This window comes from Nonomuraea zeae (assembly GCF_005889725.1).
Taxonomy (GTDB): domain Bacteria; phylum Actinomycetota; class Actinomycetes; order Streptosporangiales; family Streptosporangiaceae; genus Nonomuraea; species Nonomuraea zeae.
Genome location: NZ_VCKX01000078.1, coordinates 19,743 through 44,695 on the forward strand (window position 1 = coordinate 19,743; position 24,953 = coordinate 44,695).

Annotated in this window: 20 protein-coding genes; 16 read left to right on the forward strand and 4 right to left on the reverse strand. The window is 69.8% G+C overall.

Annotation, left to right across the window (positions count from 1 at the left end; genetic code table 11):
• Positions 1–183: 183 nt before the first annotated feature.
• The 11 genes from ETD85_RS24665 (at position 184) to ETD85_RS24715 (ending at position 13,410) form a co-directional block, all read left to right on the forward strand.
• The gene (locus ETD85_RS24665; protein WP_138692158.1) at positions 184–840 is read left to right on the forward strand and encodes a DUF1961 family protein; all 657 of its coding nucleotides are present in this window, start codon (positions 184–186) and stop codon (positions 838–840) included.
• Positions 841–963: 123 nt separating this feature from the next.
• Positions 964–1,593, forward strand: coding sequence for a YesL family protein (locus tag ETD85_RS24670; RefSeq protein WP_240779393.1), 630 nt, complete (start codon positions 964–966; stop codon positions 1,591–1,593).
• A 119-nt stretch (positions 1,594–1,712) separates the two neighbouring features.
• Complete coding sequence (locus ETD85_RS24675) at positions 1,713–3,146, forward strand: extracellular solute-binding protein (RefSeq protein ID WP_138692159.1); 1,434 nt, start codon at positions 1,713–1,715, stop codon at positions 3,144–3,146.
• Between the two features lie 62 nt (positions 3,147–3,208).
• A complete protein-coding gene (locus ETD85_RS24680) occupies positions 3,209–4,186 on the forward strand; it encodes an ABC transporter permease (protein ID WP_138692160.1) in 978 nt (325 codons plus the stop codon).
• 11 nt (positions 4,187–4,197) lie between these two features.
• Entirely contained in the window at positions 4,198–5,109 is a 912-nt protein-coding gene (locus tag ETD85_RS24685; protein WP_138692161.1) for a carbohydrate ABC transporter permease, read from the forward strand.
• Complete coding sequence (locus tag ETD85_RS24690) at positions 5,106–5,726, forward strand: rhamnogalacturonan acetylesterase (RefSeq protein WP_138692162.1); 621 nt, start codon at positions 5,106–5,108, stop codon at positions 5,724–5,726. The genes ETD85_RS24685 and ETD85_RS24690 overlap by 4 nt, the downstream gene beginning before the upstream one ends.
• Positions 5,727–5,790: 64 nt before the next feature.
• Positions 5,791–8,412: an exo-rhamnogalacturonan lyase family protein gene (locus ETD85_RS24695; RefSeq protein WP_138692163.1), complete on the forward strand. Its 2,622-nt coding sequence runs from the start codon at positions 5,791–5,793 to the stop codon at positions 8,410–8,412.
• A 110-nt stretch (positions 8,413–8,522) separates the two neighbouring features.
• Positions 8,523–10,121, forward strand: coding sequence for an ABC-F family ATP-binding cassette domain-containing protein (locus ETD85_RS24700; RefSeq protein WP_138692164.1), 1,599 nt, complete (start codon positions 8,523–8,525; stop codon positions 10,119–10,121).
• Between the two features lie 113 nt (positions 10,122–10,234).
• Complete coding sequence (locus ETD85_RS24705; RefSeq protein WP_020547488.1) at positions 10,235–10,450, forward strand: helix-turn-helix domain-containing protein; 216 nt, start codon at positions 10,235–10,237, stop codon at positions 10,448–10,450.
• Positions 10,451–10,598: 148 nt separating this feature from the next.
• Positions 10,599–11,420 carry an enoyl-CoA hydratase/isomerase family protein gene (locus tag ETD85_RS24710; RefSeq protein ID WP_138692165.1) on the forward strand — a complete coding sequence of 274 codons (822 nt, stop codon included), beginning with the start codon at positions 10,599–10,601 and terminating at the stop codon, positions 11,418–11,420.
• A 106-nt stretch (positions 11,421–11,526) separates the two neighbouring features.
• The gene (locus tag ETD85_RS24715) at positions 11,527–13,410 is read left to right on the forward strand and encodes an ABC transporter ATP-binding protein (protein ID WP_138692166.1); all 1,884 of its coding nucleotides are present in this window, start codon (positions 11,527–11,529) and stop codon (positions 13,408–13,410) included.
• On the opposite strand, the gene ETD85_RS24720 is transcribed toward ETD85_RS24715, so the two are convergent.
• Positions 13,382–14,266 (reverse strand): sulfotransferase family protein, encoded by an 885-nt coding sequence (locus ETD85_RS24720; RefSeq protein WP_138692167.1) that lies wholly within the window; start codon positions 14,264–14,266, stop codon positions 13,382–13,384. The genes ETD85_RS24715 and ETD85_RS24720 overlap by 29 nt on opposite strands.
• A 30-nt stretch (positions 14,267–14,296) precedes the next feature.
• Here ETD85_RS24720 and ETD85_RS24725 point away from each other — a divergent pair, with 30 nt between their 5' ends.
• The 3 genes from ETD85_RS24725 to ETD85_RS24735 are packed head-to-tail and all read left to right on the forward strand — an operon-like array spanning position 14,297 to position 16,831.
• On the forward strand, positions 14,297–15,031 hold the full coding sequence (locus ETD85_RS24725) for an SIR2 family NAD-dependent protein deacylase (RefSeq protein WP_206058530.1): 735 nt from the start codon (positions 14,297–14,299) through the stop codon (positions 15,029–15,031).
• A 3-nt stretch (positions 15,032–15,034) separates the two neighbouring features.
• Positions 15,035–15,928, forward strand: coding sequence for a S66 peptidase family protein (locus tag ETD85_RS24730; protein ID WP_138692169.1), 894 nt, complete (start codon positions 15,035–15,037; stop codon positions 15,926–15,928).
• A gap of 33 nt (positions 15,929–15,961) precedes the next feature.
• Positions 15,962–16,831 carry a hypothetical protein gene (locus ETD85_RS24735; RefSeq protein WP_138692170.1) on the forward strand — a complete coding sequence of 290 codons (870 nt, stop codon included), beginning with the start codon at positions 15,962–15,964 and terminating at the stop codon, positions 16,829–16,831.
• Positions 16,832–16,923: 92 nt separating this feature from the next.
• Here ETD85_RS24735 and ETD85_RS24740 read toward each other — a convergent pair whose 3' ends face one another.
• The 3 genes from ETD85_RS24740 to ETD85_RS24750 all read right to left on the reverse strand — a co-directional run bounded on the left by ETD85_RS24740 (position 16,924) and on the right by ETD85_RS24750 (position 21,765).
• Entirely contained in the window at positions 16,924–19,236 is a 2,313-nt protein-coding gene (locus tag ETD85_RS24740) for an ATP-binding cassette domain-containing protein (protein ID WP_138692171.1), read from the reverse strand.
• A gap of 136 nt (positions 19,237–19,372) precedes the next feature.
• Complete coding sequence (locus ETD85_RS24745; protein WP_206058532.1) at positions 19,373–20,536, reverse strand: pyridoxal phosphate-dependent aminotransferase; 1,164 nt, start codon at positions 20,534–20,536, stop codon at positions 19,373–19,375.
• A 59-nt stretch (positions 20,537–20,595) separates the two neighbouring features.
• Positions 20,596–21,765 (reverse strand): PP2C family protein-serine/threonine phosphatase, encoded by a 1,170-nt coding sequence (locus tag ETD85_RS24750; protein ID WP_240779394.1) that lies wholly within the window; start codon positions 21,763–21,765, stop codon positions 20,596–20,598.
• Between the two features lie 349 nt (positions 21,766–22,114).
• Between ETD85_RS24750 and ETD85_RS24755 the strand changes: the two genes are divergently transcribed.
• Positions 22,115–23,809 (forward strand): ABC transporter ATP-binding protein, encoded by a 1,695-nt coding sequence (locus ETD85_RS24755; protein ID WP_206058534.1) that lies wholly within the window; start codon positions 22,115–22,117, stop codon positions 23,807–23,809.
• Positions 23,806–24,915, forward strand: coding sequence for an ABC transporter transmembrane domain-containing protein (locus ETD85_RS24760; protein WP_206058536.1), 1,110 nt, complete (start codon positions 23,806–23,808; stop codon positions 24,913–24,915). The genes ETD85_RS24755 and ETD85_RS24760 overlap by 4 nt, the downstream gene beginning before the upstream one ends.
• Positions 24,916–24,953 lie beyond the last annotated feature (38 nt).

Genomic DNA, 24,953 nt, shown 5'->3' on the forward strand with positions numbered 1-24,953 from the left:
GATCCCGCGATCCGGGATGCGCGATCCGGGATGTGCGATGTGCGATGCGGGTGGTGGCGTCGGGCTTATGGCTTTCACCTGGGCGCAAGCCGGTTCGACCAGCCCGCGTGCCGGTGTGCGGGGACCGGTGTGTGACCAGGGCCGCCGGAAAGGTGGCCGTTTGAGCACCGAGGAGGAAAACTCTTGACCGAGCTATACCGCAACCCCCTGGCCGGCCCGGAGGATCTGGACGGCTTCCGGCTGGAAGGCGACGGCGCCGTGTCCTTCCCCCAGGGCCGCCTGCGCCTGGAGAGCCTCAGGCCGCCGTCCGACGGCCAGGCGGCCAACCTGGTCCTGTGGTGTCCCCAGGAGTTCCCCGCCGACGTGCGGATCGAGTGGGACTTCTGGCCGATCAGGGAGCCGGGGCTGGCGATCATGTTCTTCCACGCCCGGGGCAGGAACGGCGAGGACGTCCTGGACCCTGGTCTGGCCGGGCGCACCGGGCCCTACGAGCAGTACCACCACGGCGACATCGACGCCTACCACGTCTCCTACTTCCGCCGCATGTGGGAGTCCGAGCGGGCCCTGCACACCTGCAACCTGCGTAAAAGTCACGGGTTCCACCTGGTCGCGCAGGGGGCGGACCCGCTGCCCGGGGTGCTCGACGCCCGGGGCCCCTACGCCGTCCGCCTCGACGTCAAGGGGGCCGAGATCACGTTCTCGGTCAACGATTTGGTCTCGTTCCGCTGGGAGGACGACGGCTCGATCGGCGGTCCCGCCCTGGCAGGGGGCAAGATCGGCTTTAGGCAGATGGCGCCGCTCATCGGAGAGTACGCAAATCTCCGCGTATCTCGTCATTGACTTTGAGTCGATTCAACACTAATTTCGCACCAACCGCCGTTCACTAGCCTGTAACTGGCCAGGAACCACGGTGCAACACTCCACCCCCGTATCCGTGCACATGCCACGAGAAGGTGGTGCCGGATGAACCATCCCGCCATGTCGATCAGGATTCAAGCTGCCTGCTCAGAGCTCATCTGGGCGGTCCGCCTGAATCTGATGTGGATCGTCTTCACCCTCGCTGGAGGCGTGATACTCGGGCTCGGGCCCGCCACCGTAGCCGCCTACACCCTGGCTCGGCGGCATGCCCGTAATGAATCGTTTCAGGCTTGGACCGAATTCTGGACCGTCTACCGACGGGAGTTCGTCCGGGCCTCGTTGCTGGTCCTGCCGGCGGCGGCCCTCGCCACCGTGCTGATCGGCAACTACCTGTACTTCTCCGCGCTCGGCCCCGACATGGGGGCGCTGCGGATCGCGACCTTGGTGGCGCTCATCGCACTTGCCGGTGCGGGGGCGTACGTCGGGCCGCTGTACGTGCATTATGACCTGCCGCTGCGGGCCTACTGGCCCAAGGCGTCCCAGCTAGCGCTCATGCGTCCGGCGTCATCCGTGCTGTTGCTGCTAGCGCTCTCCGCCGTCGCCTTCGCGACCTCGGCGGCGCCCCTCCTCGCGCCGATCATCAGCTTCGGCGCCTGGATTTACCTCAACACGTGGCTCTGCCTGCGCTTCTTCGAGGAGAACGAGGCGCGCCTGCATTCGAAAGGGAACTCATGAGCGCATCGCGTCGCCGGCGGCTCTTCGCCGGTGTGTTAACGCTAACGGCTGCTCTCACCGCTTCTGCCTGCTCCGGCGGCGGCGACGCGGCCCAGTCCGATCCGAACACGATCACGTTCATGTCGAAGCTGTTCGGCACGGCCCCCGAGCCGACCGGCGAGATGCAGCAGGCCATCGAGAAGTTCCTCGGCAAGAAGATCAAGGTCACCTGGGTCCCGAACGCCGAGTACACCGAGAAGCTGAACGTCACCCTGGCGTCGGACAGCATCCCGCAGGTCGTCGTGGTGGACCCGCACCTGCCGGCGTTCGTGAAGGCCGCGCAGGCCGGGGCGTTCTGGGATCTGACCGACAAGCTGGAGAAGTACCCGAACCTCAAGCCGGCGAACGCGCAGTCCGCGCTCAACGCCTCCATCGACGGCCGGACCTACGGCCTCTACCGGATGCGGCCCCTGCTGCGCTCGGCGGTCGTCATCCGCAAGGACTGGCTGAAGAAGGTCGGCCTGGAGGAGCCGAAGACGATCGAGGACTTCTACAACGTCGCCAAGGCGTTCACGGAGAAGGACCCCGATGGCAACGGCAAGAAGGACACCTACGGCCTCATCATCCCGAAGTGGCCGGGTAACTACGCCAGCGCCAGCCCGTACGACGTGATCGAGACCTGGTTCGGCGCCCCGACCGGCTGGGGCGAGCGCGGCGGCAAGGCCGTTCCCGGGTTCGACACGCCGGAGTTCCTCGAGGCCAACAAGTGGCTGAAGAAGATGGTCAGCGAGGGCCTGGTCAACCCCGACTTCGCCACGCTCGACTCCGCCAAGTGGAACGAGCCGTTCTTCCACGGCCGGGGCGGCATGATCATCGACGTCAACATCCGCTCTCGCCAGGTCCTCGACCTGTTCAGGGAGGACGGCGACCAGAACTACGGTGACAAGGTCGCCATGGTCGGCAACATGGCCAAGTCCGCCACCGAGAAGTACTCCTACCCGTTCACCGGTTACGCGGACTCCCTGGCCATCTCCAAGCAGGCCGTGCGAACCGACGCCGACCTCGACAACGTGCTGAAGACGCTGGACAAGCTCGCCACCAAGGAGGGCCAGGTCCTGCTGCAGGACGGCATCGAGGGCCGCAACTTCAAGGTCGAGAACGGCGACACCGCCGCGTTGATCAACGAGGACGACCCCGCCGTCCGCACCGTCCAGGACAACGTGGACGACGCGTTCACGCAGCTCAGCACCAAGGGCACGATGGACATCGGCGGCATCGCCTACCAGCGCGTCCCCTCCGGTCAGCCCTACCGGGACATCCTCGCCCTGCAGAAGAAGCTGGTGGAGGAGGACCTCAAGACGGCCGTGCACAACGTGGCCCTGCCCGTGATCTCGAAGACGCAGATCGAGAAGGGCGCGCAGATCGACGTGATCATCGCCGACGCGCGGATCAAGTACCTGTCGGGCGCGATCGACGAAGAGGGCCTCAAGGCCGAGATCCAGCGCTGGCACACCAGCGGCGGCGACCAGGTGATCACCGAGGTCAATGAGGGGCTCGCGAAGCTTCCCAAGTAGTCACGTCCCCCGCCTGAGGGGCCCGGGCACCTCCCGGGCCCCTCATACGAAAGGAGGCCGCTGTGGCCACCGACCTGGCGACGCCTCCGAAGGCGGCGCCCAAGGCGAAGAAGGCGAAGCGGGCGGACAGGGTGCCGCTGGGCACCGCGTTGGTGCGTTACCGCTGGCTCTACCTGATGCTCCTCCCGGGCCTCGCCTACTTCGCGATCTTCAAGTACCTGCCGATGTACGGCGTGACGATCGCGTTCCAGGACTTCCTGCCCTTTCTCGGCTACTCGGGCAGCCCCTGGGTCGGCTTCAAGCACTTCGAGGCGCTCTTCACCGGCGGCGATTTCGGCAAGCTGATGTACAACACGCTCCTGCTGGCGTTGTTGCACGTCCTCATCGTCTTCCCGGCGCCGATCATCGTCGCGCTGCTGCTGAACGAGCTGCGGCTGCGCATACTCAAGCGCTCGATCCAGTCGCTGATCTACATTCCGCACTTCCTGTCGTGGGCGATCGTCGCGTCGGTGACGTACGTGCTGTTCTCGGCTGACTTCGGCGTGCTGTCCGGCTGGATGCGCGACTTCCTGCACGACACCGCGAAGATCGACTACATGGCGCAGGAAGAGTGGTTCCGGCCGCTGATCATCCTCCAGCAGGTCTGGAAGATGACGGGCTGGGGCACGATCATCTACCTGGCCGCGCTGGCCGGTGTGGACCCCAACCTGTACGAGGCCGCCCGCATGGACGGCGCCGGCCGCTTCCGCCAGCTCTGGCACGTCACGCTGCCCGCGATCCGCCCGACGGTCGTCGTCATGGCGATCCTCGCCTCCGGCAATCTGCTGGACTCCGGCTTCGAGCAGATCTGGCTGATGACCACCGCGCTGAACCGCGACGTGGCGAACGTGTTCGACACCTACGTCTACTACGCCGGCATCCAGAACGCGGCCATCAGCTACTCCACCGCCGTCGGCCTGTTCAAGGGCGTCGCGGGCGTCATCCTGATCTTCGGCTCCAACTGGCTGGCCAAGCGCCTCGGCCAGCGGGGACTGTTCTAAGGAGCCCGGCCATGACCACCATGACTGAGTCCGAGCCCAAGAAGCTCGCCGTCAACAACAACAGCTCGCTCGGCAACCGCGCGTTCGACACGCTGAACATCGTCGTGCTCGTCGGCATGGCGCTGATAACGGTGCTGCCCCTGCTGTACGTTCTGGCCGGCTCGTTCGCCCCTGAGCCGCAGATCGCCTCAGAGCCGTTCTTCCTGTGGCCGGAGCGGATCGTCACCGAGTCGTACGAGTACATCTTCGCCACGCCGACCTTCGTGCGCGCCCTGCTGACCACCGTGATCGTCACGGCGGTCGGCATGGTGGTGCAGGTGCTGCTGACGTTCACCATGGCCTACCCGCTGGCCAAGCGATACCTGCCGGGCCGCGCGCTGGTGCTGAATCTGATCATCTTCACGATGGTCTTCTCCGGCGGCATGATCCCCACGTACCTGGTGGTGCGTGACATGGGGCTGCTCGACAGCTACTGGGCGCTGATCCTGCCGCTGGCGATCAACCCGTTCTACCTGGTCATCGTCAAGAGCTTCTTCCAGGAGCTGCCGCAGGCGCTGGAGGAGGCGGCCAGGATCGACGGCTGCAACGAGATGGGCGTCTTCTTCAAGATCGTCCTCCCGCTGTCCAAGCCGATCATCGCGACGTTCTCGCTGTTCTACGCCGTGGCGATCTGGAACGACTACATGTCGCCACTGCTGTACATCAGCGATCCGAGCAAATGGACGCTGCAGGTCCTCGTCCGCCAGCTCATCACCACCGACGCCGCGACCGCCCTGGCGCAGATGGACCGGACCTGGGTGCCGCCGGAGCAGGGACTGAAGTTCGCGGTCATCGTGATCGCGACGCTGCCGATCCTGCTGTTCTACCCGTTCCTGCAGAAGCACTTCGCCAAGGGCGTGCTGATCGGGGGCGTCAAGGAGTGAGCCGTACCGTGCTGCTGGCGGGCGACTCGACGGTCGCCTCCTGCCCGGCCTTCGAGGCCCCGATGTCCGGGTGGGGGGCGCAGCTCGGGGCGTACGTCGGCGGCCCGGTGCGCAACTTCGCCAAGGGCGGCGCCACCACGGCCAGCCATCGTGCGGAAGGGCTGTGGGCGGCGCTGCTGCGCGAGGTCGTGCCGGGCGACCTGGTGGTGCTCCAGTTCGGGCACAACGATCAGAAGGAGCCTGAGCTGCCGTACCAGGACAACCTGCGCGCCTTCGTCGAGGAGGCGCGCGGCGCCGGGGCGCTGCCGGTGCTGTGCACGCCGGTGCAGCGGCGCAGGTTCGAGGGCGGGCGGCTGACGCCGACCCACGGCGGCTGTCCCGGGCAGGTGCGCGCGCTGGCCGCCGCCGAGCGCGTGCCGCTGATCGACCTGACCGCCGCGACCACCGAGCTGTACGAGCGGCTCGGCCCCGACGGCTCGAAGGCCCTGTTCACCCACTTCCCGCCGGGCGTGCACCCGCTCTATCCCGACGGGGTGGCCGACGACACCCACTTCTGCTTCCGCGGCGCCGACGAGGTGGCCGCGATCGTCGCCGCGCGCCTGAAAGAGATCACGTGACCGAACGAAGCGAGAGAACGATTTGACGCAGCACCTTGATCACGAGGCCCGCGAAGACGGCCGCGTGACCGCATTGAGCTGGCTGGACCGACCGGGAGATGAAGGGACGACTTGGGGCGTTCCGTGGCCGCGGGGCGCGGTCGAGCGGGGCACGCCGTTCGCGCTGGCCGGCGCGGACGGGCACGAGGTGCCCGTGCAGAGCTGGGTGACCGCCACCTGGCCCGACGGCTCGGTCAAGTGGTCGGCCCACGCGATCGGTGCGCGGCCCGCGACCGGCGCGTCCCGGACCGAGGCCCGCGGTACGGACGGCGAGCCCGCGTACCGGATCGAGCCGGGCCGCGAGCCCGCGCGGCCCGCCGTCCCCGTCACCGTCACCCGCGACGGCGGGGTGCTGCGCGTGAGCACCGGCGTCGTCACGTGGACGATCGAGGAGTCCGGCGGCACGCTGGCCCGCTCGATCTCGCGCGGGAGCCGCGAGATCGCCAGGGACGTCCGGCTGGTCAGCCTGCGCCAGAGCGAGCCCACCCCCGACGAGGGCGGCCCGGTGGCCAGGGAACAGGCCACCGGCCAGGTCACCGGGGTCACGGTCGAGCAGGACGGCCCCGTGCGCGCCGTGCTGCGGCTGGAGGGGCGGCACGGCGACTGGCTTCCGTTCACCGTGCGCCTGTACTTCTACGCGGGCGCGGAGAACGTGCGGATCATGCACACGTTCGTCTGGGACGGCGACGCCGAGCGCGACTTCCTGGCCGGGCTCGGCCTGCGCGCCGACGTCGTCATGCGTGACGAACCGCACGACAGGCACGTGCGGCTGGCCGGGACCGATGGCTTCCTCACCGAGGCCGTGCGCGGGCTGACCGGCCTGCGCCGCGACCCCGGCGAGTCCGCGCGGCGGGCCCAGGTCGAGGGCCGGCCGGCCGGTGAGATCGACCCCGAGGTGGCCACCCGCCTGCACCTCATCCCCGCCTGGAACGACTACACGCTCGACCAGGGCTCCGCCGACGGCTACACCCTGCGCAAGCGCACGGCGGAGGGCCACTCGTGGGTGACGATCCCCTCGGGCACCCGCTCGGCCGGCTACGGCTACGTCGGCGGCGTCAGCGGCGGCCTCGGCTTCGGGCTGCGCGACTTCTGGCGCCTGCACCCCGCCAGGCTCGACGTCAGGAACGCGGCCACCGGCCTGGCCACCGCGACCGTCTGGCTGTGGTCGCCGTCCGCGCCGGCCATGGACCTGCGCTTCTACCACGACGGCATGGGCCAGGACACCTACGCCGAGCAGCTGGAGGGGCTGGAGGTCACCTACGAGGACTACGAGCCCGGGTTCGGCGACCCGCACGGCGTGGCGCGCACGCACGAGCTGACCCTGCGCGCCCACGACGCCACGCCCTCCTCCACGGCCCTGGCCGCGCACGCGGCCGCCATGAACGCGCCCGGACTGCTGGCCGTGAGCCCCCGGCGGATGCGCGAGGCGGGCGTGTTCGGCGTCTGGGAGCTGCCCGACCGCTCCACGCCCGCGCACGCGCGGATCGAGGACCGGCTGGACTTCCTGTTCGACCTGTACGTCCGCGAGCGCGAGCAGCGCAGATGGTACGGCTTCTGGGACTACGGCGACGTCATGCACACCTATGACGGCGACCGGCACACCTGGCGCTACGACGTGGGCGGCTACGCCTGGGACAACTCCGAGCTCTCGCCGGACCTGTGGCTGTGGCTGCAGTATCTCCGCACCGGCCGGGCCGAGGTCTTCCGCTTCGCCGAGGCCATGACCCGCCACACCGGCGAGGTGGACGTCTACCACCTCGGCAGGTGGAAGGGCCTGGGCAGCAGGCACAACGTGCAGCACTGGGGGTGCAGCTGCAAGCAGCTGCGCATCTCCAACGCCGCCTACCGGCGCTTCTACTACTACCTGACCGCCGACGAGCGCACCGGCGACCTGATGGACGAGCTGAGCACGCCCGAGGAGACGTTCGTCGTCATCGACCCCACGCGCAAGGTGCGCGAGGACGTCTACACCCCGGATCCCTCGGCGCTGTCGGTCGGGCTCGGCACCGACTGGGGGTCGCTGGCGGCGGCGTGGCTGACCCGGTGGGAGCGGCACGGCGACGAGCGGGCCAGAGACCGGCTGCTGGGCACGATGGCCGACATCGGGGCGATGCCCCGGCGGTTCCTGACCGGCGAGGGCCGGCTGGACCTGGCCACGGGGCGTTTCGACACCTCCGGGGACAAGATCTCGATCTCGCACCTGTCGTCGCTGTTCGGGCTGCCCGAGATGTGCGCCGAGCTCATCGCGCTCGGCCTGGACGTGCCGGGCTTCGAAGAGGCGTGGCTGGAGTACTGCAGGCTGTACCTGGCCACCCCCGAGCAGCAGGAGGCGGAGACCGGGCAGCGGCTGAGCGGGATCTCGCTGATCCAGGCGCACAGCAGGCTCACGGCGTACGCGGCGGCGCGCACCGGGGACGCCGAGCTGGCCGCGTGGGCCTGGCGCAAGTTCCGCCTGGGGGAGGGCGACCAGCTCAACCGCAACCCGCTGCAGCACCAGGAGAACTGGGAGCTGACCGTCGTGGACGGCCCCGAGGTGCCGCATCCGGTGTACGAGGCGCCGTTCGTCAGCACCAACAGCGCCGCGCAGTACGGCCTGGCCGCCATCCACAACCTGGCGCTGATCGGCAGGCATCTGGCGGAACGTTAACCAGAGGTGGGGCCCCGCAAGGGGCCCTACACTGATCTGTATGCATACTCCCGATTGACCGGCGTCGCACGCCCAATCCTCGTTTCCTAGCTCGGGAGTGTTCCGCCAATATGATCATCGCCAATGACATCGAGCTGCGCGCGGGCGCGCGACTGCTCATCGAGAAAGCCTCGTTCCGGGTCAACCCCGGTGACAAGATCGGGCTCGTCGGCCGCAACGGCGCGGGCAAGACGACGCTGACCAGAGTGCTCGCAGGTGAAGGCCTGCCTGCCGGTGGCAACGTGACCACCTCGGGCAGCGTCGGATACCTGCCCCAGGACCCGCGCACGGGCGACCTGGAGGTGCTCGCCCGCGACCGCATCCTGTCGGCGAGGGGCCTCGACGAGGTCCTGCGAAAGCTGCGCGCGGCAGAGATCGGAATGTCCTCCGCCGACGAGCGCACCCGGGAGAAAGCCGTCCGGCAGTACGGCCGTCTCGAAGATCAAATGCATGTGCTCGGCGGATACGCGGCCGAGTCCGAGGCCGCCTCCATCGCTTCCAGTCTGGGTCTCCCGGACAGAGTCCTCGGACAGCCCTTGCAAACGCTTTCCGGCGGTCAGCGGAGACGCGTGGAATTGGCGCGAATTCTTTTCAGCGGAGCGGAAACTCTCCTTCTCGACGAGCCGACAAACCACCTAGATGCGGACTCAATCGGGTGGCTTCGTGATTTTTTGCGATCCCATCAAGGTGGCTTGGTGATCATCAGCCACGATGTCGGCCTTCTTGAAGCCACGGTCAACAAGGTCCTGCACCTGGACGCCAACCGGTCGGTGATCGATCACTACAACGTCGGCTGGAAGGCCTACCTGGCGCAGCGCGAGACCGACGAGAAGCGCAGGAAGCGCGAGCGCGCCAACGCCGAGAAGCAGGCGGGCGCGCTGCTGGCCCAGGCCGACAAGATGCGCGCCAAGGCCACGAAGGCCAAGGCCGCCCAGGACATGATGCGCCGCGCGCACCGGCTGCTGTCGGGCACCGAGGAGGAGCGCCAGAGCGACAAGGTGGCGCGCCTGCGCTTCCCCGAGCCGCAGCCGTGCGGCCGCACCCCGCTCATGGCCGAAGGGCTGTCGAAGTCCTACGGCTCGCTGGAGGTCTTCACCGACGTCGACGTGGCCATCGACCGAGGTCACAGGGTCGTCATCCTGGGGCTCAACGGCGCGGGCAAGACCACGCTGCTGCGCCTGCTCGGCGGTGTCGAGGAGCCCGACACGGGCGCGATCCGCCCGGGCCACGGTCTCAAGATCGGTTATTACGCCCAGGAGCACGAGACGCTCGACAGTGACAGAACGCTGCTGGAGAACATGCGCTCGGCGGGCGGTCAGTTCACCGACACCGAGTTGCGCAAGGTCCTCGGCTCGTTCCTGTTCACCGGCGACGACGTCGACAAGCCCGCCGGAGTGCTCTCCGGCGGCGAGAAGACCCGGCTGGCGCTGGCCATCCTGGTGCTCTCCAGTGCCAATGTCCTGCTTCTTGACGAGCCGACGAACAACCTCGATCCGGTCAGCCGCGAGCAGGTTCTCAATGCGCTGAGGTCGTATTCAGGAGCAATCGTCCTAGTCACCCATGACGAGGGTGCCGTTGACGCCCTGTCACCGGATAGGGTGATCTTGCTACCTGACGGAACTGAAGACGCATGGAGCGCCGAATTTTCCGATCTTGTGGCACTTGCCTGATCTTAATTTGAGTGGGTACGGATCTTTTCCCGTGGAGTAGGTAGCCGATCCCGCTGAAATGACTGATCATGGCGGAGTAACGCTGCGGAAGTCCGGCACTACAGGAGGTACTCGTGGCCGAGACACTGAAGAAGGGCACCCGGGTCACCGGGGCCGACCGGGAAAAACTGGCCGGCGATCTCAAGAAGCGCTACGCCGCGGGCGAAAGCATCCGCGCCCTGGCCGCTTCGACCGGTCGGTCTTACGGGTTCATCCACCGCATCCTTAGCGAGTCCGGTGTGACTCTGCGCGGGCGCGGCGGGGCGACCCGAGGCAAGTCCAAGCGCTGACGGCCGCCTCGGAACGTGCGACCGCAGCCGCCCGTCCCTAGTCAGCCGCCGTCGCGCCCGAGCCAGAACGATATTCTGTAGGCTCGGGCGCGACGGTCAGCAGTCTGGCCACGCATTCGTGCGCGGCCGAAGACGCAGGGAGCGGGCGATGGCGGAAGCGCAGGCGCAACAGCGCGGGGGGAACGCGGAGGAAGTCTCCGCCGGAAAGACGGCGGCGGACGGAGTCCGTTTCGAGGTGGACGGTGAGATAGCGACGATCACGCTGGACCGGCCGGAAAAGCGCAACGCACAGACGTTCGCGACATGGTCGGAGCTGGCTCGCATCGGCGAGAACCTGCCCGAGCAGGTGCGCGTAGTCGTCGTGAAAGGTGAGGGACCGTCCTTCTCGGCAGGGATCGACCTGCGAATGTTCACACCTGAGGGGGTGCCAGGACAGGGCTCGTTCAGCGCGGCGGCCAAGAGCGACGGCGCAACCTTCGAGCAGCGCATCAGGCAGGCCCAAGCGGGGTTCCTGTGGCTGCGCCGCCCGGAGATCGTTTCCATCGCCGCAGTGCAGGGGCACGCGATCGGCGCGGGGTTCCAACTCGCGCTCGCCTGTGACCTGCGCATCGTGGCCGATGATGTTTCCTTCTGCATGAAAGAGCCCGCACTGGGCCTGGTCCCCGATCTGACGGGAACCAAGCCGCTGGTCGAGCTGGTGGGCCTGGCCAAGGCGATCGACATCTGCCTGACCGCCAGGACCGTGCGTGCCGACGAGGCCTTGCGTATCGGCCTCGCGGAGATCGCGGTCGCCGGGGGCGACCTGGATCAGGCCGTGCAAAACAAGATCGCGGAGCTGCTCGCGACCAACAGGGACGCGGCGGCGGCGACCAAGCGACTCCTCCAGGGGGCGCAAGGGCGCACCCTGGAGGAGCAGAGTGTGGCCGAGGGAATCGAGCAGGCCGCACGGCTCAAGGCATTGTTCGGCTGAGGTCTCGGCCGAAGAAGATACAGCCGCGGTTACGCGGTGAGCGGACTCGGGAATCGCCGTACGCCTCGGCGGCGCTGACCCCGGGGGAGAAGGAGGGACCCCCGGAATGGCGATGATGGGTGGGGGCTTCGGCCCTGGCATGGCGTCGTTTCGACGCGATGGGTCGGTGACCAAGCAGCGGCTGCGGCCGGGCACGGTCCGGCGCATCGCGCGCTACGCCAGGCCCCATGTCAGGAAGATCGTGGCGTTCCTGGTGCTCGTCGTGGCGGGCGCGGTGATCGTGGTCGCCAACCCGCTGCTGATGAAGGCGATCATCGACGACGGCATCCTGGCCAAGCGGCCGGGCGTCGTGGTCGGGCTGGCCGTGACCATCGCCGCGCTGGCGCTGGTGGACGCGGGGCTCACCCTGGCGCAGCGGTGGTTCTCGGCCCGCATCGGCGAGGGGCTCATCTACGACCTGCGCACCGAGGTGTTCGACCACGTCCAGCGCATGCCGGTGGCGTTCTTCATGCGGGCGCAGACCGGCGCGCTGGTCAGCAGGCTCAACACCGACGTGATCGGCGCCCAGCGGGCGCTGACCAGCACCCTGTCGTCGGTGGTCGCCAACGTGGTCAGCCTGGTCCTGGTGCTGGGCGCGATGCTGGCGCTGTCGTGGCAGGTGACGCTGGTCGCGCTGGTGCTGCTGCCGATCTTCGTCGTGCCGGCGAAATACGTGGGCCGCCGCATGTCGGTGCTGACCCGCGAGCAGATGCAGCTCGACGCCGAGATGAGCTCGGTCACCACAGAGCGCTTCAACGTCGCCGGCGCCATGGTCGCCAAGCTCTACGGCCGGCCCGAGGACGACGCCGAGGTGTTCGGCAGGCGGGCCGCGAGGGTGCGCGACGTGGGCGTGACCGTCGGCATGTACGGCACCGTGTTCAGGGTCGCGCTCGGCCTGGTGGCGGCGCTGGCCACCGCCCTGGTCTACGGCATCGGCGGCGTGCTGTCGGTGTCGGGCGCCTTCGAGCTCGGCACGCTGGTGGCCCTGGCCGCCCTGCTGATGCGCCTGTACGGCCCGCTCACATCGCTGTCCAACGTGCACGTCGACGTGATGACCGCGCTCGTGAGCTTCGACCGGGTCTTTGAGATCCTCGATCTCAAGCCCATGGTGGCGGAGAAGCCGGACGCGGTGCCGGTGCCCGGCGGGCCGGTCACGATCGAGTTCGACGACGTGCACTTCCGCTACCCCGCCGCCGAGGAGGTCTCGCTGGCCTCGCTGGAGTCGGTGGCCAGGCAGGACACCGGCCCGTCCCAGCCGGTGCTCAAGGGCGTCTCGTTCACCGCCGAGCCGGGCCGGCTCATCGCCCTGGTCGGCCACTCGGGTGCGGGCAAGACGACGATGACCTCGCTGGTCTCGCGCCTCTACGACGTCAACGAGGGCGCGGTGCGGATCAACGGCCTCGACGTGCGCGACGCCACGCTCGCCTCGCTGCGCGACACCGTGGGCGTGGTCATGCAGGACGCTCATCTCTTCCATGACACGATCGGGGCCAACCTCCGTTATGCCAGGCCCGAGGCGGCCGAGGAGGAGATCTGGGAGGCTCTCAGGGCCGCGCAGATCGGTGACCTCGTGGAGGGGCTGCCCGACCGGCTCGACACGGTGGTGGGCGATCGCGGCTACCGGCTGTCCGGCGGCGAGAAGCAGCGCCTGGCGCTGGCCAGGCTGCTGCTGAAGGCGCCGCGCGTGGTCGTGCTCGACGAGGCCACCGCGCATCTCGACTCCGAGTCCGAGGCGGCCGTGCAGGTGGCGCTGAAGACCGCGCTGGAGGGCCGCACGTCGCTGGTCATCGCCCACCGGCTCGCGACGATCAGGGAGGCCGACGAGATCCTCGTCGTCCACGACGGCCGCATCGCCGAGCGCGGCGGCCACGAGGAGCTGCTGGCCCGCGGCGGGCTCTACGCCGAGCTCTACCGCACCCAGTTCAGCTCTTCAGGTAGCCCAGCCGGGTGAGCTCCTTGCGGCCCACCCGCTCCACCAGCTCCAGGTCGTCGCGGCCGAGCCTGGTCCGCCAGGCGCCGGCCTTGGGGACGCCGGTCCCGTACAACACGACCTTGGACACCCGCGTCTCCAGATAGTCCGTCAGCGTGGCCACCGACTGCGCGGGCTTGAGCACCAGGTCCTCGTAGCGCAGCGTCAGGAGCTGGTCCTCGGGCAGGGTCCTGCGCAGCTCGGCGCTCATGCGCACGGCGCTGCGCCAGCGCAGGGCGCTCTTGCCGGCCGCCGGCATGCCCTTCCACCGGTCGAGGTGCTCGTCCTTGTTGACGCCCAGGAACGCGTTGGGGAACTCGGTCTGCTCGGCCAGGATCGCGGGCTTGAACCAGGCCAGGCACACCGGATCGGCCAGCATGTCGGCCACCACGTCCCGGCCGTCGCGGATGAGCTGCACGAAACGGGCGTCGGGGAACGCCTGGAGCAGCACGGGAGCGCTGTAGAGCAGGTCGGGGCTGCCGTCGCCGAACCTGGTGACCTCGGCCGCCGACACGCAGGGGCCGGCGCCGGTGACGCCGCCGGCCTCCCTGCACACCTCGGCGCACTGGCCGCACGATCGGGGCAGCACCTGCCAGGACTCGGCGAGCGCGTCGCGCATGACGCGGACCGCGCCGGGCGTGCGGCCGATGGAGGGCTTGCGGGCGAAGGCGTAGACCACGTGCGCCACGCTGGCGCGGCCCATCGTCACGTGGAAGCCGGGGGAGCGTTTCAGGGCGCGGGCCAGCAGGTCCGCGCCGGAGTGCGGCGCTCCGATCAGGAAGACCGGACGGCGGACCTTGATGCCGTTGACCACGAGGATGTGGGGCGGAAGTCGCATACGAGAGGTAAGTGTGGCACCGTTTTCCGCGTGAACGAGCCAACGCATGTGTCGGTGCTTACCGGGGCGGGCATATCGACCGACTCCGGCATTCCCGACTATCGCGGGCCGCAGGGCGTCTGGACCAAGAACCCGCAGGCCGCCGTCACCGCGACCATCGAGCACTACCTGGCCGACCCGGACGTCCGGCGGGCGGCCTGGCAGGCCAGGCTCGACCATCCGGCCTGGGCCGCCACCCCCAACGCCGCCCACCGCGCGCTGGTCGACCTGGAGCGCGCCGGGCTGCTGCGCGCGATCATCACCCAGAACATCGACGAGCTGCACCAGCGCGCCGGATCCGCGGCCGGCAAGGTCATCGAGCTGCACGGCACCCTGCACCGCGTCGAGTGCGTCGCCTGCGACCTGATCACGCCGATGCCCGAGGTGCTCGACCGGGTCCGCGCGGGCGAGGAGGACCCGCCGTGCCCGCGCTGCGGCGGCATCCAGAAGTCGAACACGATCTCGTTCGGCCAGCAGCTCAAGCCCGCCGTGCTGGACGCGGCCAGGGACGCGGCCCGCTCCTGCGAGCTGTTCCTGGCGGTGGGCACCTCGCTGACCGTGCACCCGGCGGCTGGGCTGTGCGGCGAGGCCCTGGACGCGGGGGCCCGGCTGGTGATCATGAACGCCGAGCCCACGCCTTACGACCCCTTCGCCGATCAGGTGATCAACGAGCCGATCGGCCGGGCACTGCCCGAACTCGTCAAGCAGATCATCGAGAGGAGCTGATCGATGCAGCGCGGTGACACCGTCGCGATCGTCTCGCCGGCGGGACCGCCCGACGCCGTCCTGCTCAGGCGCGGCGTCGAGCGTCTGGAGGGACTCGGCCTGAAGGTGGTGGTCGGCGCGCACGCGCTCGACCGCCAAGGGCTCGACTACCTGGCGGGCGGCGACGCCGCCCGCGCCGCCGACCTCCAGGCCGCGTGGTGCGATCCGGCCGTGTCCGCGGTGTTCTGCTCCCGGGGCGGCTACGGCGCCGGCCGGTTGCTCGACCTGCTCGACTGGAACGCCATGCGCGCGGCCGGCCGCAAGATCCTGGTCGGGCTGAGCGACATCACGGCGCTGCACAACGCCTTCGCCATCGAGCTGGGCGTGCCCACGCTGCACGGCCCGATGCCGGCCTGCGACGTGCTGGCGGAGGAGAAGGGGCCGGAGCCGCGGACCTGGGAGAGCCTGCAGGCGGCGCTGTTCGGCACGCCGGAGACCGTCCTGGGGGATCGGGTGCTGGTGCCCGGCCGGGCCGAGGGGGAGATCAGCGGGGGCAACCTGTCGTTGCTCGCCTCGATGTGCGGCACCCGGTGGCAGCCGTCGTTCGCCGGGAAGATCGCCTTTCTGGAGGACGTGGGCGAGGAGCCGTACCGGATCGACCGGATGCTGACCCAGCTCCTGCAGGCGGGGGCGTTCGACGGGGTGCGCGGGATCGCGCTCGGATCGTGGGAGGACTGCGGCGATCCGTACCCGGTGCTCCAGGATCGGCTCGCGCCGCTCGGCGTGCCTCTTTTGGCGGGGCTCCCGGTGGGGCATGGGTCACCACAGGTGAGCGTGTGGCTGGGGATGCTTGGGGTTATCGATACCGAATCGTGCTCCCTAGCTGGTCCGTTCCGCAACGAGGAGCAGGCAAGGTAGGAGGGACGAATCCGACAGAGAGGGACAGACCGCGTGAACTTGTTCAGGCGTGATCGCGAGCCCTCGCGACGCCCGGTCGAGGACGTGGACCTCGATTCGCTGCTCGCCCTCGTCGCCGAATCCCTCGGATACTCCTACGATTTCGCCCTGGACGGCTCCTCCGTGACGCTCTCGGGCGAGAGCGACCTCGTCGTCAGGCTGACCGGGCTGCGGCGCGAGGCGGGGCGCAGGGCCAGGGAAGACTGGCCCATGCTGGTCTCCGAGCACCTCGCGCACGCCGTGGCCACCGCCGGCGACCGCCTGGACGTGTGCGACCTGGAGCAGGCCAGGCCGCTGCTGCGGACCCGGGTGGAGTCCGTGGACGACGTGCCCGACCTGACCAGGGTGGTGGGCCGCCACCTCAGCGCCGACCTGGTGGAGCTGCTCACGGTCGGCTCGCGCGCCGTCCGCCCCGAGGAGGCCGGGTGCTGGCCCGTGGCCGCGGTGCGGGCCCTGGACCTGGCCGTCGCGAACGTCCGGCGCGAGGACCGGCTGTGGGTGGAGGCCATCGAGCTGTCCGGCACCCCGGTGACCCGGCTGACCGGCATGACCCCGTCGGCCGCCACGCATCTGCGCTGGCTGGGCGACCATCTGCGGGTGCCGTCCGACGGGGTGCTGGTCGTGCTGCCCGACCCGTACACGCTGCTGGTGCACCCGGTGGACGGGATCGGCGTCGTGCGCGCCATCGAGCGGCTGCGGGTGCACGCGGAGCGCACCGACGGGCTCAGCTCGCAGGTCTACTGGTGGCACGGTGGCCGGCTGACCCTGATCAAGGCCGACATCGTCACCCGGCGGGGCCAGACCAGGCTCGTGGTCGCGCCGCCGCCGGAGTTCGCCAAGGTGCTGGCCCGGCTGGCCGTCTGAGACTCCGCGCGCCACCGGCCGGATCCCGGCGGCGCGCTGTCACGTGCGTGACCGGCCGCAGCCCGGCGGCGCGCTGTCCCCGTGCGCGGGCGCTACTCGCGGTTCACGTATTCGCGCAGGTGGATCGCGGTGAGCGAGGAGCCGCCGCCGACCAGCTCCGCCGGGGTGCCGGAGAAGACGACCTGACCGCCGTCGTGACCCGCCCCCGGACCCAGGTCGACGATCCAGTCCGCGTGGGCCATCACGGCCTGGTGGTGCTCGATCACGATCACCGTGTTGCCGTCCTCCACCAGGCGGTCGAGCAGCGACAGGAGCTGGTCCACGTCCGCCAGGTGCAGGCCGGTGGTCGGCTCGTCCAGGACGTACGTGGAGCCGTTCCTGGCCATGTGGATGGCCAGCTTGAGCCGCTGCCGCTCGCCGCCGGACAGCGTGGTGAGCGGCTGGCCGAGCCCCAGGTAGCCGAGACCGACCGAGACCAGCCGGTCGAGGATCGTCCTGGCCTGGCCGGTGGTGAAGAAGTCGCGCGCCTCGGCCACCGGCATGGCGAGGACCTCGCTGATGTTCTTGCCGCGCAGCCGGTATTCCAGCACCTGCGGCGTGAACCGGCGGCCCTCGCACTCCTCGCAGACCGAGGCCACCTCGGCCATCATCGCCAGGTCGGTGTAGATCAGGCCGATGCCCTTGCAGGCCGGGCAGGCGCCCTCGGAGTTGGCGCTGAACAGGCCGGGCTTGACGCCGTTGGCCTTGGCGAACGCCGTGCGGATGGGGTCGAGCACGCCCGTGTAGGTGGCCGGGTTGCTCCTGCGCGAGCCGCGGATCGGCGACTGGTCGGCGACCACGACGCCGTCCAGGCCCGCCACGTAGCCGTGGATCAGCGAGCTCTTGCCCGACCCGGCCACGCCGGTGACCACGGTGAGCACGCCGAGCGGCAGGTCCACGCTCACGTCGCGCAGGTTGTGCAGGGTGGCGCCCTTGACGGGGAGCCAGCCGGCCGGCTCGCGGACCTGCTCGCGCAGCCGTACGCGGTGGTCGAGGTAGCGGCCGGTCAGCGTGCCCGAGCCGCGCAGCCCGTCCAGGTCGCCGGCGTAGCAGAGCTGCCCGCCCGCGGTGCCCGCCCCCGGGCCCAGGTCCACGACGTGGTCGGCGATCGCGATCGTCTCCGGCTTGTGCTCCACGACGAGCACCGTGTTGCCCTTGTCGCGCAGCTGGAGCAGCAGGTTGTTCATGCGCTGGATGTCGTGGGGGTGCAGCCCTGCCGTGGGCTCGTCGAAGACGTACGTGACGTCGGTCAGGCTGGAGTTGAGGTGGCGGACCATCTTCACCCGCTGCGCCTCGCCGCCCGAGAGCGTGCCGGACTCCCGGTCGAGGCTCAGATAGCCCAGCCCGATCTCCACCAGCGAGTCCAGCGTCGAGCTCAGCCCTTCCCGCATCGGGCCGACCGCGGGGTCGCCGATGCCGCGCACGAAGGCCGCCAGGTCGTTGATCTGCATCGCGGAGCACTCGGCGATGTTCCTGCCGTCGATCAGGGAGGAGCGGGCGGCCTCGTTGAGCCGGGAGCCGTCGCAGGAGGGGCAGACGATGAGCTTGACCGCCCGGTCCGCGAACGCCCGCGCCGACGCCTGCATCGACTCGCGGTCCTTGCCGAGGTACTGCCGCCTGATCTTGGTGACCAGGCCCTCGTAGGTGAAGTTGTTCGAGCCGGACTTGATCTTGGTGGCCGGCTTGTGCAGGAAGTCCTGCCACTGCTCGGGGGTGTAGTCCTTGAGCTTGGCGTCCGGGTCGTACAGGCCGGAGCCGGCCATGACCTGCCAGTACCACGTGTCGACCGCGTACCCGGGGGCCTTGATCGCCCCTTCGTTCAGCGACAGCTCCCGGTCGACCAGCTCGTCCACGTCGATGTCGGAGGCCTTGCCCAGCCCCTCGCACTCGGCGCACATGCCCTCGGCCCGGTTGAAGCTGAAGGCGGAGGCGGGCCCGACGTGGGGCAGGCCGATCCGGCTGAAGATGATCCGGAGCATGGTGTGCGCGTCCGTGGCCGTGCCGACCGTGGAGCGCGCGTTGGCCCCCATCCGCTCCTGGTCCACGATGATCGCGGCGCTCAGGTTGCTCAGGGAGTCGACGTCCGGGCGGGCCCGGCTCGGCATGAACGCCTGGATGAACGCCGTGTACGTCTCGTCGAACAGCCGGCGCGACTCGGCGGCGATCGTGTCGAAGACGAGCGAGGACTTGCCGGAGCCGGACACGCCCGTGAAGACGGTGAGGCGGCGCTTGGGGACATCCAGGGAGACGCCCTTCAGGTTGTTCTCCCTGGCGCCGCGGACCTGGATGAGATCGTGGCTGTCCGCGGCGGTGTGATCGCGGTGCCGGACGGAATGTGCCTTGCTGGAGACCACGGAACCTTCCATCTTTTTATGGTGTAAGGGGATAGCTGGGACAGCGTACCCCCCTTGACCGACAAGACGGAAAATTCCGCAGAACGCCTGACGGCTGGGGGCACCCGCGCGCCCGCGAGGGTGCGGGGCGGGCGCGCGGACGCGGCGGTCAGGCGGACAAGGGGTTGACGTGCCGGTGATGGACGCCGATGACGGGGATCTCGTGCAGGCTGCCCGAATACAGGAACTGCGTCATCCCGATCAGCAGCCGGCGCACGTCCTCCTGCGGGCGCACGACCAGGCGCAGGAACTGGCTGGTGGTGCCCAGCTTGTTCCCGCACTCCCTGACGTAGACCCCGTGCTCGCCGAGCAGGTGGTCGCGCAGCGGCACCCCGTCGTGCCCCGGCGGCAGCTTGACCAGCAGGAAGTTGCCCTGCGACGCGAAGACCGACAGCCCGGGCATGGTGCTGAGCTGCTGGAACATCGCCCGCCTGTCGTGCGCCAGCCGCCTGAGGCTCTCCTGGTACTCGCCCATGAACTGCCGCATCATGAAGACCACGACCTCGGCGAAGGAGTTGAGGTTCCACTTGGGCAGCGCGTCCCTGACGCGGCCGGCCAGGGCCGGATTCGCGACCATGTAGCCGAAGCGGATGCCGTGCAGGCCGAAGTTCTTGCCCAGGCTGCGCAGCACGATCACGTTCGGCCGGACCGCCGCCTCGTCGGCCACCCCCGGGTACGGCTCCGCGTCCACGAAGTCGCCGAAGGACTCGTCCACGATCACCAGGTCCAGATCGATGAGCTCGTCGAGCAGCCGCAGGACCTCGTGCTTGGGCAGGTAGCCGCCGTCGGGGTTGTTCGGGTTGCAGATCACCGCCACCCGGGAGCCCCGCATGCGGATGAACGAGACGTAGTCCTGCACGTCGAGGGCGAAGTTGCGGCTCTCCAGCAGCGGATACATGTCCACCCGCTTGCCCGTCTCCAGCGGCTGGTCGGTCCAGCGGCCGAAGGTGGGGATCGGCACCGCCAGGCTCTCGCGCACCAGCAGGTGGTCGATCCAGGTGATCAGCTCGGTCGAGCCGTTGCCCATGGCGACGGTCTTGGGGTGGAGCCCGAGGGTGGAGCAGAGCTCCTGGGTGATCGTGCCCGCGTCGCTCGGATAGAACTTGAGAATCGTCTCCAGGTTCCTCCCGAGGTGCTCGAATATGTCCGGAGTCGGAAAGTACGGATTGCAAGGGATGCAGAAGTCCACCGGGGCGCGCTCTCCAGAGGAGCTGCGCATCAGTGAGAAGTACGACGGGCTATGCGCCTGCGCCCGCAAGAGGCTGAGCTCCACGACACCTCCATGGACCACGTGTCCGATGTGTCTAGGTACGCGCCGGCGGGGCGGACGGTTCATGGTGTTGCGGCGGCGGGATCTCCAAGCCTCTCGCCGGACCCGCCCTCGACGGCCTCCTCGATCGTGAGTCCGGGCCCCTGCTCGGTCCTGCGCAGCGTGAGGACCGCGATGTCGTCGCGTGGCGCGGTCCTGGTGAAGGCCCTCAGATCGGCGCACAGCGCCTTGGCGAGCCTGGCGGGCGGGACGCGCGCCCACGTGCGCAGGCGATCCTCCAGCGGGTAGAAATCGCCGTCAGGGTCGCGCGCCTCGGTGACGCCGTCGGTGCACAGCAGCATCTTCGCCCCGGCGGGGAACACGAACCGCTCGCGCCGGCGCGGCGACACCGACAGCGAGGCCACGCCGAGCGGCACGCCGGGCTCGCCGAGGTTCACCTGTACGACCTCGCCGTCGTGGATGACGTAGGGGGCGATGTGGCCGCAGTCGACCGCCTCGACCATCAGCTCCTGGCGGATGTCGAGGACGAGCGCGGTGACCAGGCGCTCGGGCTCGCCGTTGCGGGTGGCGAAGGTGTTTTGCCTGACCACGGCGTTCTCCAGGGCGTTCACCACGCCGAGGAGCGTCTCCTCCCGGTAGGCGGCCTCCCTGAACGCGCCCAGCACCGCCAGCGCGGTCCCGATCGCCGGGATCCCCTTGCCCTGCACGTCCGCGATCAGGACCCGGGTGCCGTTGGGGGAGACGGACACCTCGTACATGTCGCCGCCCACCATCGTGTCCTCCTCGACCGGCTGGTAGAGGCCGTCTACGGCGAGGTTCGGGGTGCGCAGGGGCAGCGGGCGCACGATCTGCCGCTGCAGGGCGGCCGCCGCCGAACGCAGCCGGTGCACCTCCTCCTCGCGCCGGACCCGGTAGCGGCAGCCGAACACGCTCAGCACCCCGAACATCGCGGTGAACCCGCCCGCCAGCAGAAGATCGCTCGTCCGCCCGCCCAGATAGGCGGTGGTAACGATCACCACGACGAACACCCAAACCGACGCGACCGCCGTCTGCCGCACCGTGCCCAGGCCGGAGACGATCGCGGGCAGGAAGATCAGCAGCGGGAACAGCCGTACCGCCGTGCCCGTGATCACGTCCAGCGCGACCACCACCGCGGTGACCAGGACGAGGCCCACCACGAACAGGGGTGCGTCGATGTGGGGCAGCTCGCGCCGCCGCCCGTCCTCCGTCACGTCCCTCCCTCACCTCCGTAGCACCTTCTACCAGCTGGTTTCTCCCGGCTGGGGGGAGGACGCGCCCCTTTGACCCCATCTTTCCTTCGGCGAACTGGCTGGGACTCCGCTGGGGAAAGTGAGGTCCGCTGATGGACCTGCCTTGCCGGTGGGGCGGGCGTAAATCGGTTGCCGGGGGGTGGGGAGGGCTGGTGTACTCCCCGGGAAGCGCCCATCGATCAAGGAGGCCCCGGAATGCGCGCAGCTGTCATGTTCCCTCGGCACGCACACACCTCCGATCCAAAGGGCATGACGCTTCTTGAGACCATCCGACCCGGGGACCGCACGACCTGACACCTCCGTCCTGCGCTTGCTGCGCCCAGGACGCCGGCCCGCCGCCGCGCTGGCCGCGGCCGTCGCCGCCGCCACCGCGCTCCCTCTCGCGGCACCGCAGATCACCCGCCGTTTCGTGGACGACGCCATCGGCGGCGCGAGCACCCGGCACCTGACCCTGATCGCCCTGGCCTATCTCGGGATCGCCCTCGCCGGCCAGGCCGCCAGAATGGTCACCGCCTGGCTCGCGAGCCGCTTCGCCTGGGACGGCACCAACCGGCTGCGCGAGCGCCTCGCCGGGCACGCGCTCGGCCTCGACCTGGCCTACCACGGACGGCACACGCCCGGCGAGATGATCGAGCGCGTGGACGGCGACGTCGTGGCGGTCGCCGATTTCGTCGTCGCGTTCCTGCTCGACGTGGTGGCCAGCGTGCTGCTGCTGGCGGGCGTGGTCGTGATCGTGTTCGGCGTGGACTGGCGCATCGGCTGCGCGCTGCTGGCGTACTGCCTGCTGATCGGCTTCGGGATGGCCCGCGCGCAGCGGCTGGCCGTCCCGTCGGCGGCCCGGTCGCGGGCCGCGGGCGCGGCGCTGATGGGCAACCTCGAAGAACGGCTGGCCGGCGCCGAGGACATCAGGGCGAACGGGGCCGGCGAGCACACCGTGCGGCGCTTCCACCAGGCCAGCGCCGCGCTCTACCGCGCCGAGACCGCCGACGCGCGGGTCGGGACCACGCTGCTGGCGGGCACGTCGGTGGCCTTCGCGCTCGGCACGGCGATCATGATCGCGCTGGCCGCCTGGACCCTGCGGTCGGGGACCATCACGGTCGGCACCGCCGTGCTGCTCTTCCAGTACACGCTGATGGTCCGCACGCCCTTCGAGCGGCTGATCGACCAGCTCAGGCAGTACCAGGCGGCGCTGGCCGGGCTCGCCCGCATCGGCGGCCTGCTGGCCGAGCGGCGTACGCTGCCCGCGCCCGCCCGCCCGCGCCCGCTGCCGGAGTCGGGGCCGCTCGGCCTGCGCGTGGACGGCGCCGGATTCGCCTACCCCGACGACGACGAGCAGGTGCTGTCGGGCATCACGCTCACGCTGGCCCCCGGCGAGAAGCTCGGCCTGGTCGGGCGGACGGGGAGCGGCAAGACCACCCTCGCCCGCCTGGTCCTGCGCCTCTACGACCCGGTCGAGGGGAGCGTGCGGGTCGGCGGCGTGGACCTGCGGGAGGCGGATCCGGCGTCGCTGCGCAGCCGGCTGTGCGTGGTCACGCAGGACGTGCGGCTCTTCGGGGCGAGCGTGCGCGACAACCTGACGCTGTTCCGCCCGTCGCCGGGTGACGAGCGCCTGCGCGAGATCCTGACCGGCGTCGGGCTCGGCGACTGGCTGGCCGCGCTGCCCGACGGGCTCGACACCGAGCTGCGGGGGGTGTCGGCGGGGGAGTCGCAGCTGCTCGCGTTCGCCCGCGCGTTCCTGGCCGATCCCGGGCTCGTCGTGCTGGACGAGGCGTCCAGCAGGCTCGACCCGGGCACCGAGCGCCGGATCGAGCACAGCATCGACCGCCTGCTCGACGGCCGGACCGGCGTGATCATCGCGCACCGGCTCTCCTCGCTGTCCCGGGTGGACAAGATCGCCGTGCTCGACCACGGCAAGATCATCGAGTACGGCCGCCGTGCCGACCTGGCCGCCGATCCGCACAGCAGGTTCGGCCGGCTGCTGGACCTGGCGGGGGTGCGCCGATGAGGCCCGTGATGCTGGTGGCCACCAGGCTGGCCACCTTCGACCTGCGCCGCTACCTGATCGGCGCGCTGCTCTGGCTGCCGGTTCACGTCATACCGCTGGCCGGCGGGCTGGTGCTGCAACAGCTGTTCGACCAGCTCAGCGGGCACCGGGCGGCGGGGCTGGCGGCGTCGCTGTGGCTGTGCGCGGCGTTCGTGGGCGTCGAGGTCGTCCGCGGGCTGGTGATCGTCGTCGCGTGGACGTACGGGGTCTACTGGTGGGGCGCGGCGGCGACCCTGCTGCGGAGCAACGCGCTGCGCTCCATCCTGACCGCCCGCGGCCCCGCGGCCGCCCGGCTGCCGCACTCGCCGGGGGAGTCGGTCGCGCGCATGCGCGACGACGTGGCCGACGTGGTCGACTTCACCGACGAGAGCGTCAGCCTGGCCGGCACGACGCTGTTCGCCGTCGCCGCGCTGGCGATCATGGCGTCCATCGATCCCGTCGTCACGGTGGCTCTGGTGCTGCCGATGATCGTGGCCGGGGTGCTGGGCAGGGCGACGCGGCAGGCGGTCAGGCGGCGGCACCAGCGCTCCAGGGCGCTCGGGGCGGCCGTGACGGCCTACGTGGGCGAGCTGTTCGGCGGCGTGCTGGCGATCAAGACCGCGGGCGCGGAGGACGCGGCGCTGGAGCGGCTGCGGGCGCACAACCGGCGGCGGCGCGACGCCGCCGTCAAGGACCGGCTGGCGACCGACCTGCTCGACGCCGTGACGGGCACGACCGTGGAGATCGGCATCGGGCTCGTCCTGCTCCTCGCCGCGCCCGCGATGCGCGGCGGCGACTTCACGGTGGGGGACCTCGCGCTGTTCACCAGCTACGTCGGCTGGCTGACGGCGCTGCCGAGGTCGATCGGGGCGGCGCTGTACCGCCTGCCCCAGGCGGCGGTCGCCGTCGAGCGGCTCACCCGGCTGATGGCGCCGCACGAGAGCGCGGACGACCTGTCGCGGCACACCGGCGTCCATCTGCGCGACACCCCACCCGACACTCCAGCCCCTGGCTCTTATACACATCTCCGAGCCCACGAGACCCTAAGACATCGCGTATGCCGTCTTCTGCTTGAAAAAAAAAAATAACAAGCTGCTTCATGCTGGAACAGCGCTGAACAATCGGT

Coding starts and splice junctions, on each gene's coding strand:
- ETD85_RS24670 (WP_240779393.1), top strand. CDS start 964: ATGAACCATCCCGCCATGTCGATCAGGATTCAAGCTGCCTGCTCAGAG.
- ETD85_RS24675 (WP_138692159.1), top strand. CDS start 1,713: ATGTCGAAGCTGTTCGGCACGGCCCCCGAGCCGACCGGCGAGATGCAG.
- ETD85_RS24685 (WP_138692161.1), top strand. CDS start 4,198: ATGACCACCATGACTGAGTCCGAGCCCAAGAAGCTCGCCGTCAACAAC.
- ETD85_RS24700 (WP_138692164.1), top strand. CDS start 8,523: ATGATCATCGCCAATGACATCGAGCTGCGCGCGGGCGCGCGACTGCTC.
- ETD85_RS24710 (WP_138692165.1), top strand. CDS start 10,599: ATGGCGGAAGCGCAGGCGCAACAGCGCGGGGGGAACGCGGAGGAAGTC.
- ETD85_RS24715 (WP_138692166.1), top strand. CDS start 11,527: ATGGCGATGATGGGTGGGGGCTTCGGCCCTGGCATGGCGTCGTTTCGA.
- ETD85_RS24720 (WP_138692167.1), bottom strand. CDS start 14,266: ATGCGACTTCCGCCCCACATCCTCGTGGTCAACGGCATCAAGGTCCGC.
- ETD85_RS24730 (WP_138692169.1), top strand. CDS start 15,035: ATGCAGCGCGGTGACACCGTCGCGATCGTCTCGCCGGCGGGACCGCCC.
- ETD85_RS24740 (WP_138692171.1), bottom strand. CDS start 19,236: ATGGAAGGTTCCGTGGTCTCCAGCAAGGCACATTCCGTCCGGCACCGC.
- ETD85_RS24760 (WP_206058536.1), top strand. CDS start 23,806: ATGAGGCCCGTGATGCTGGTGGCCACCAGGCTGGCCACCTTCGACCTG.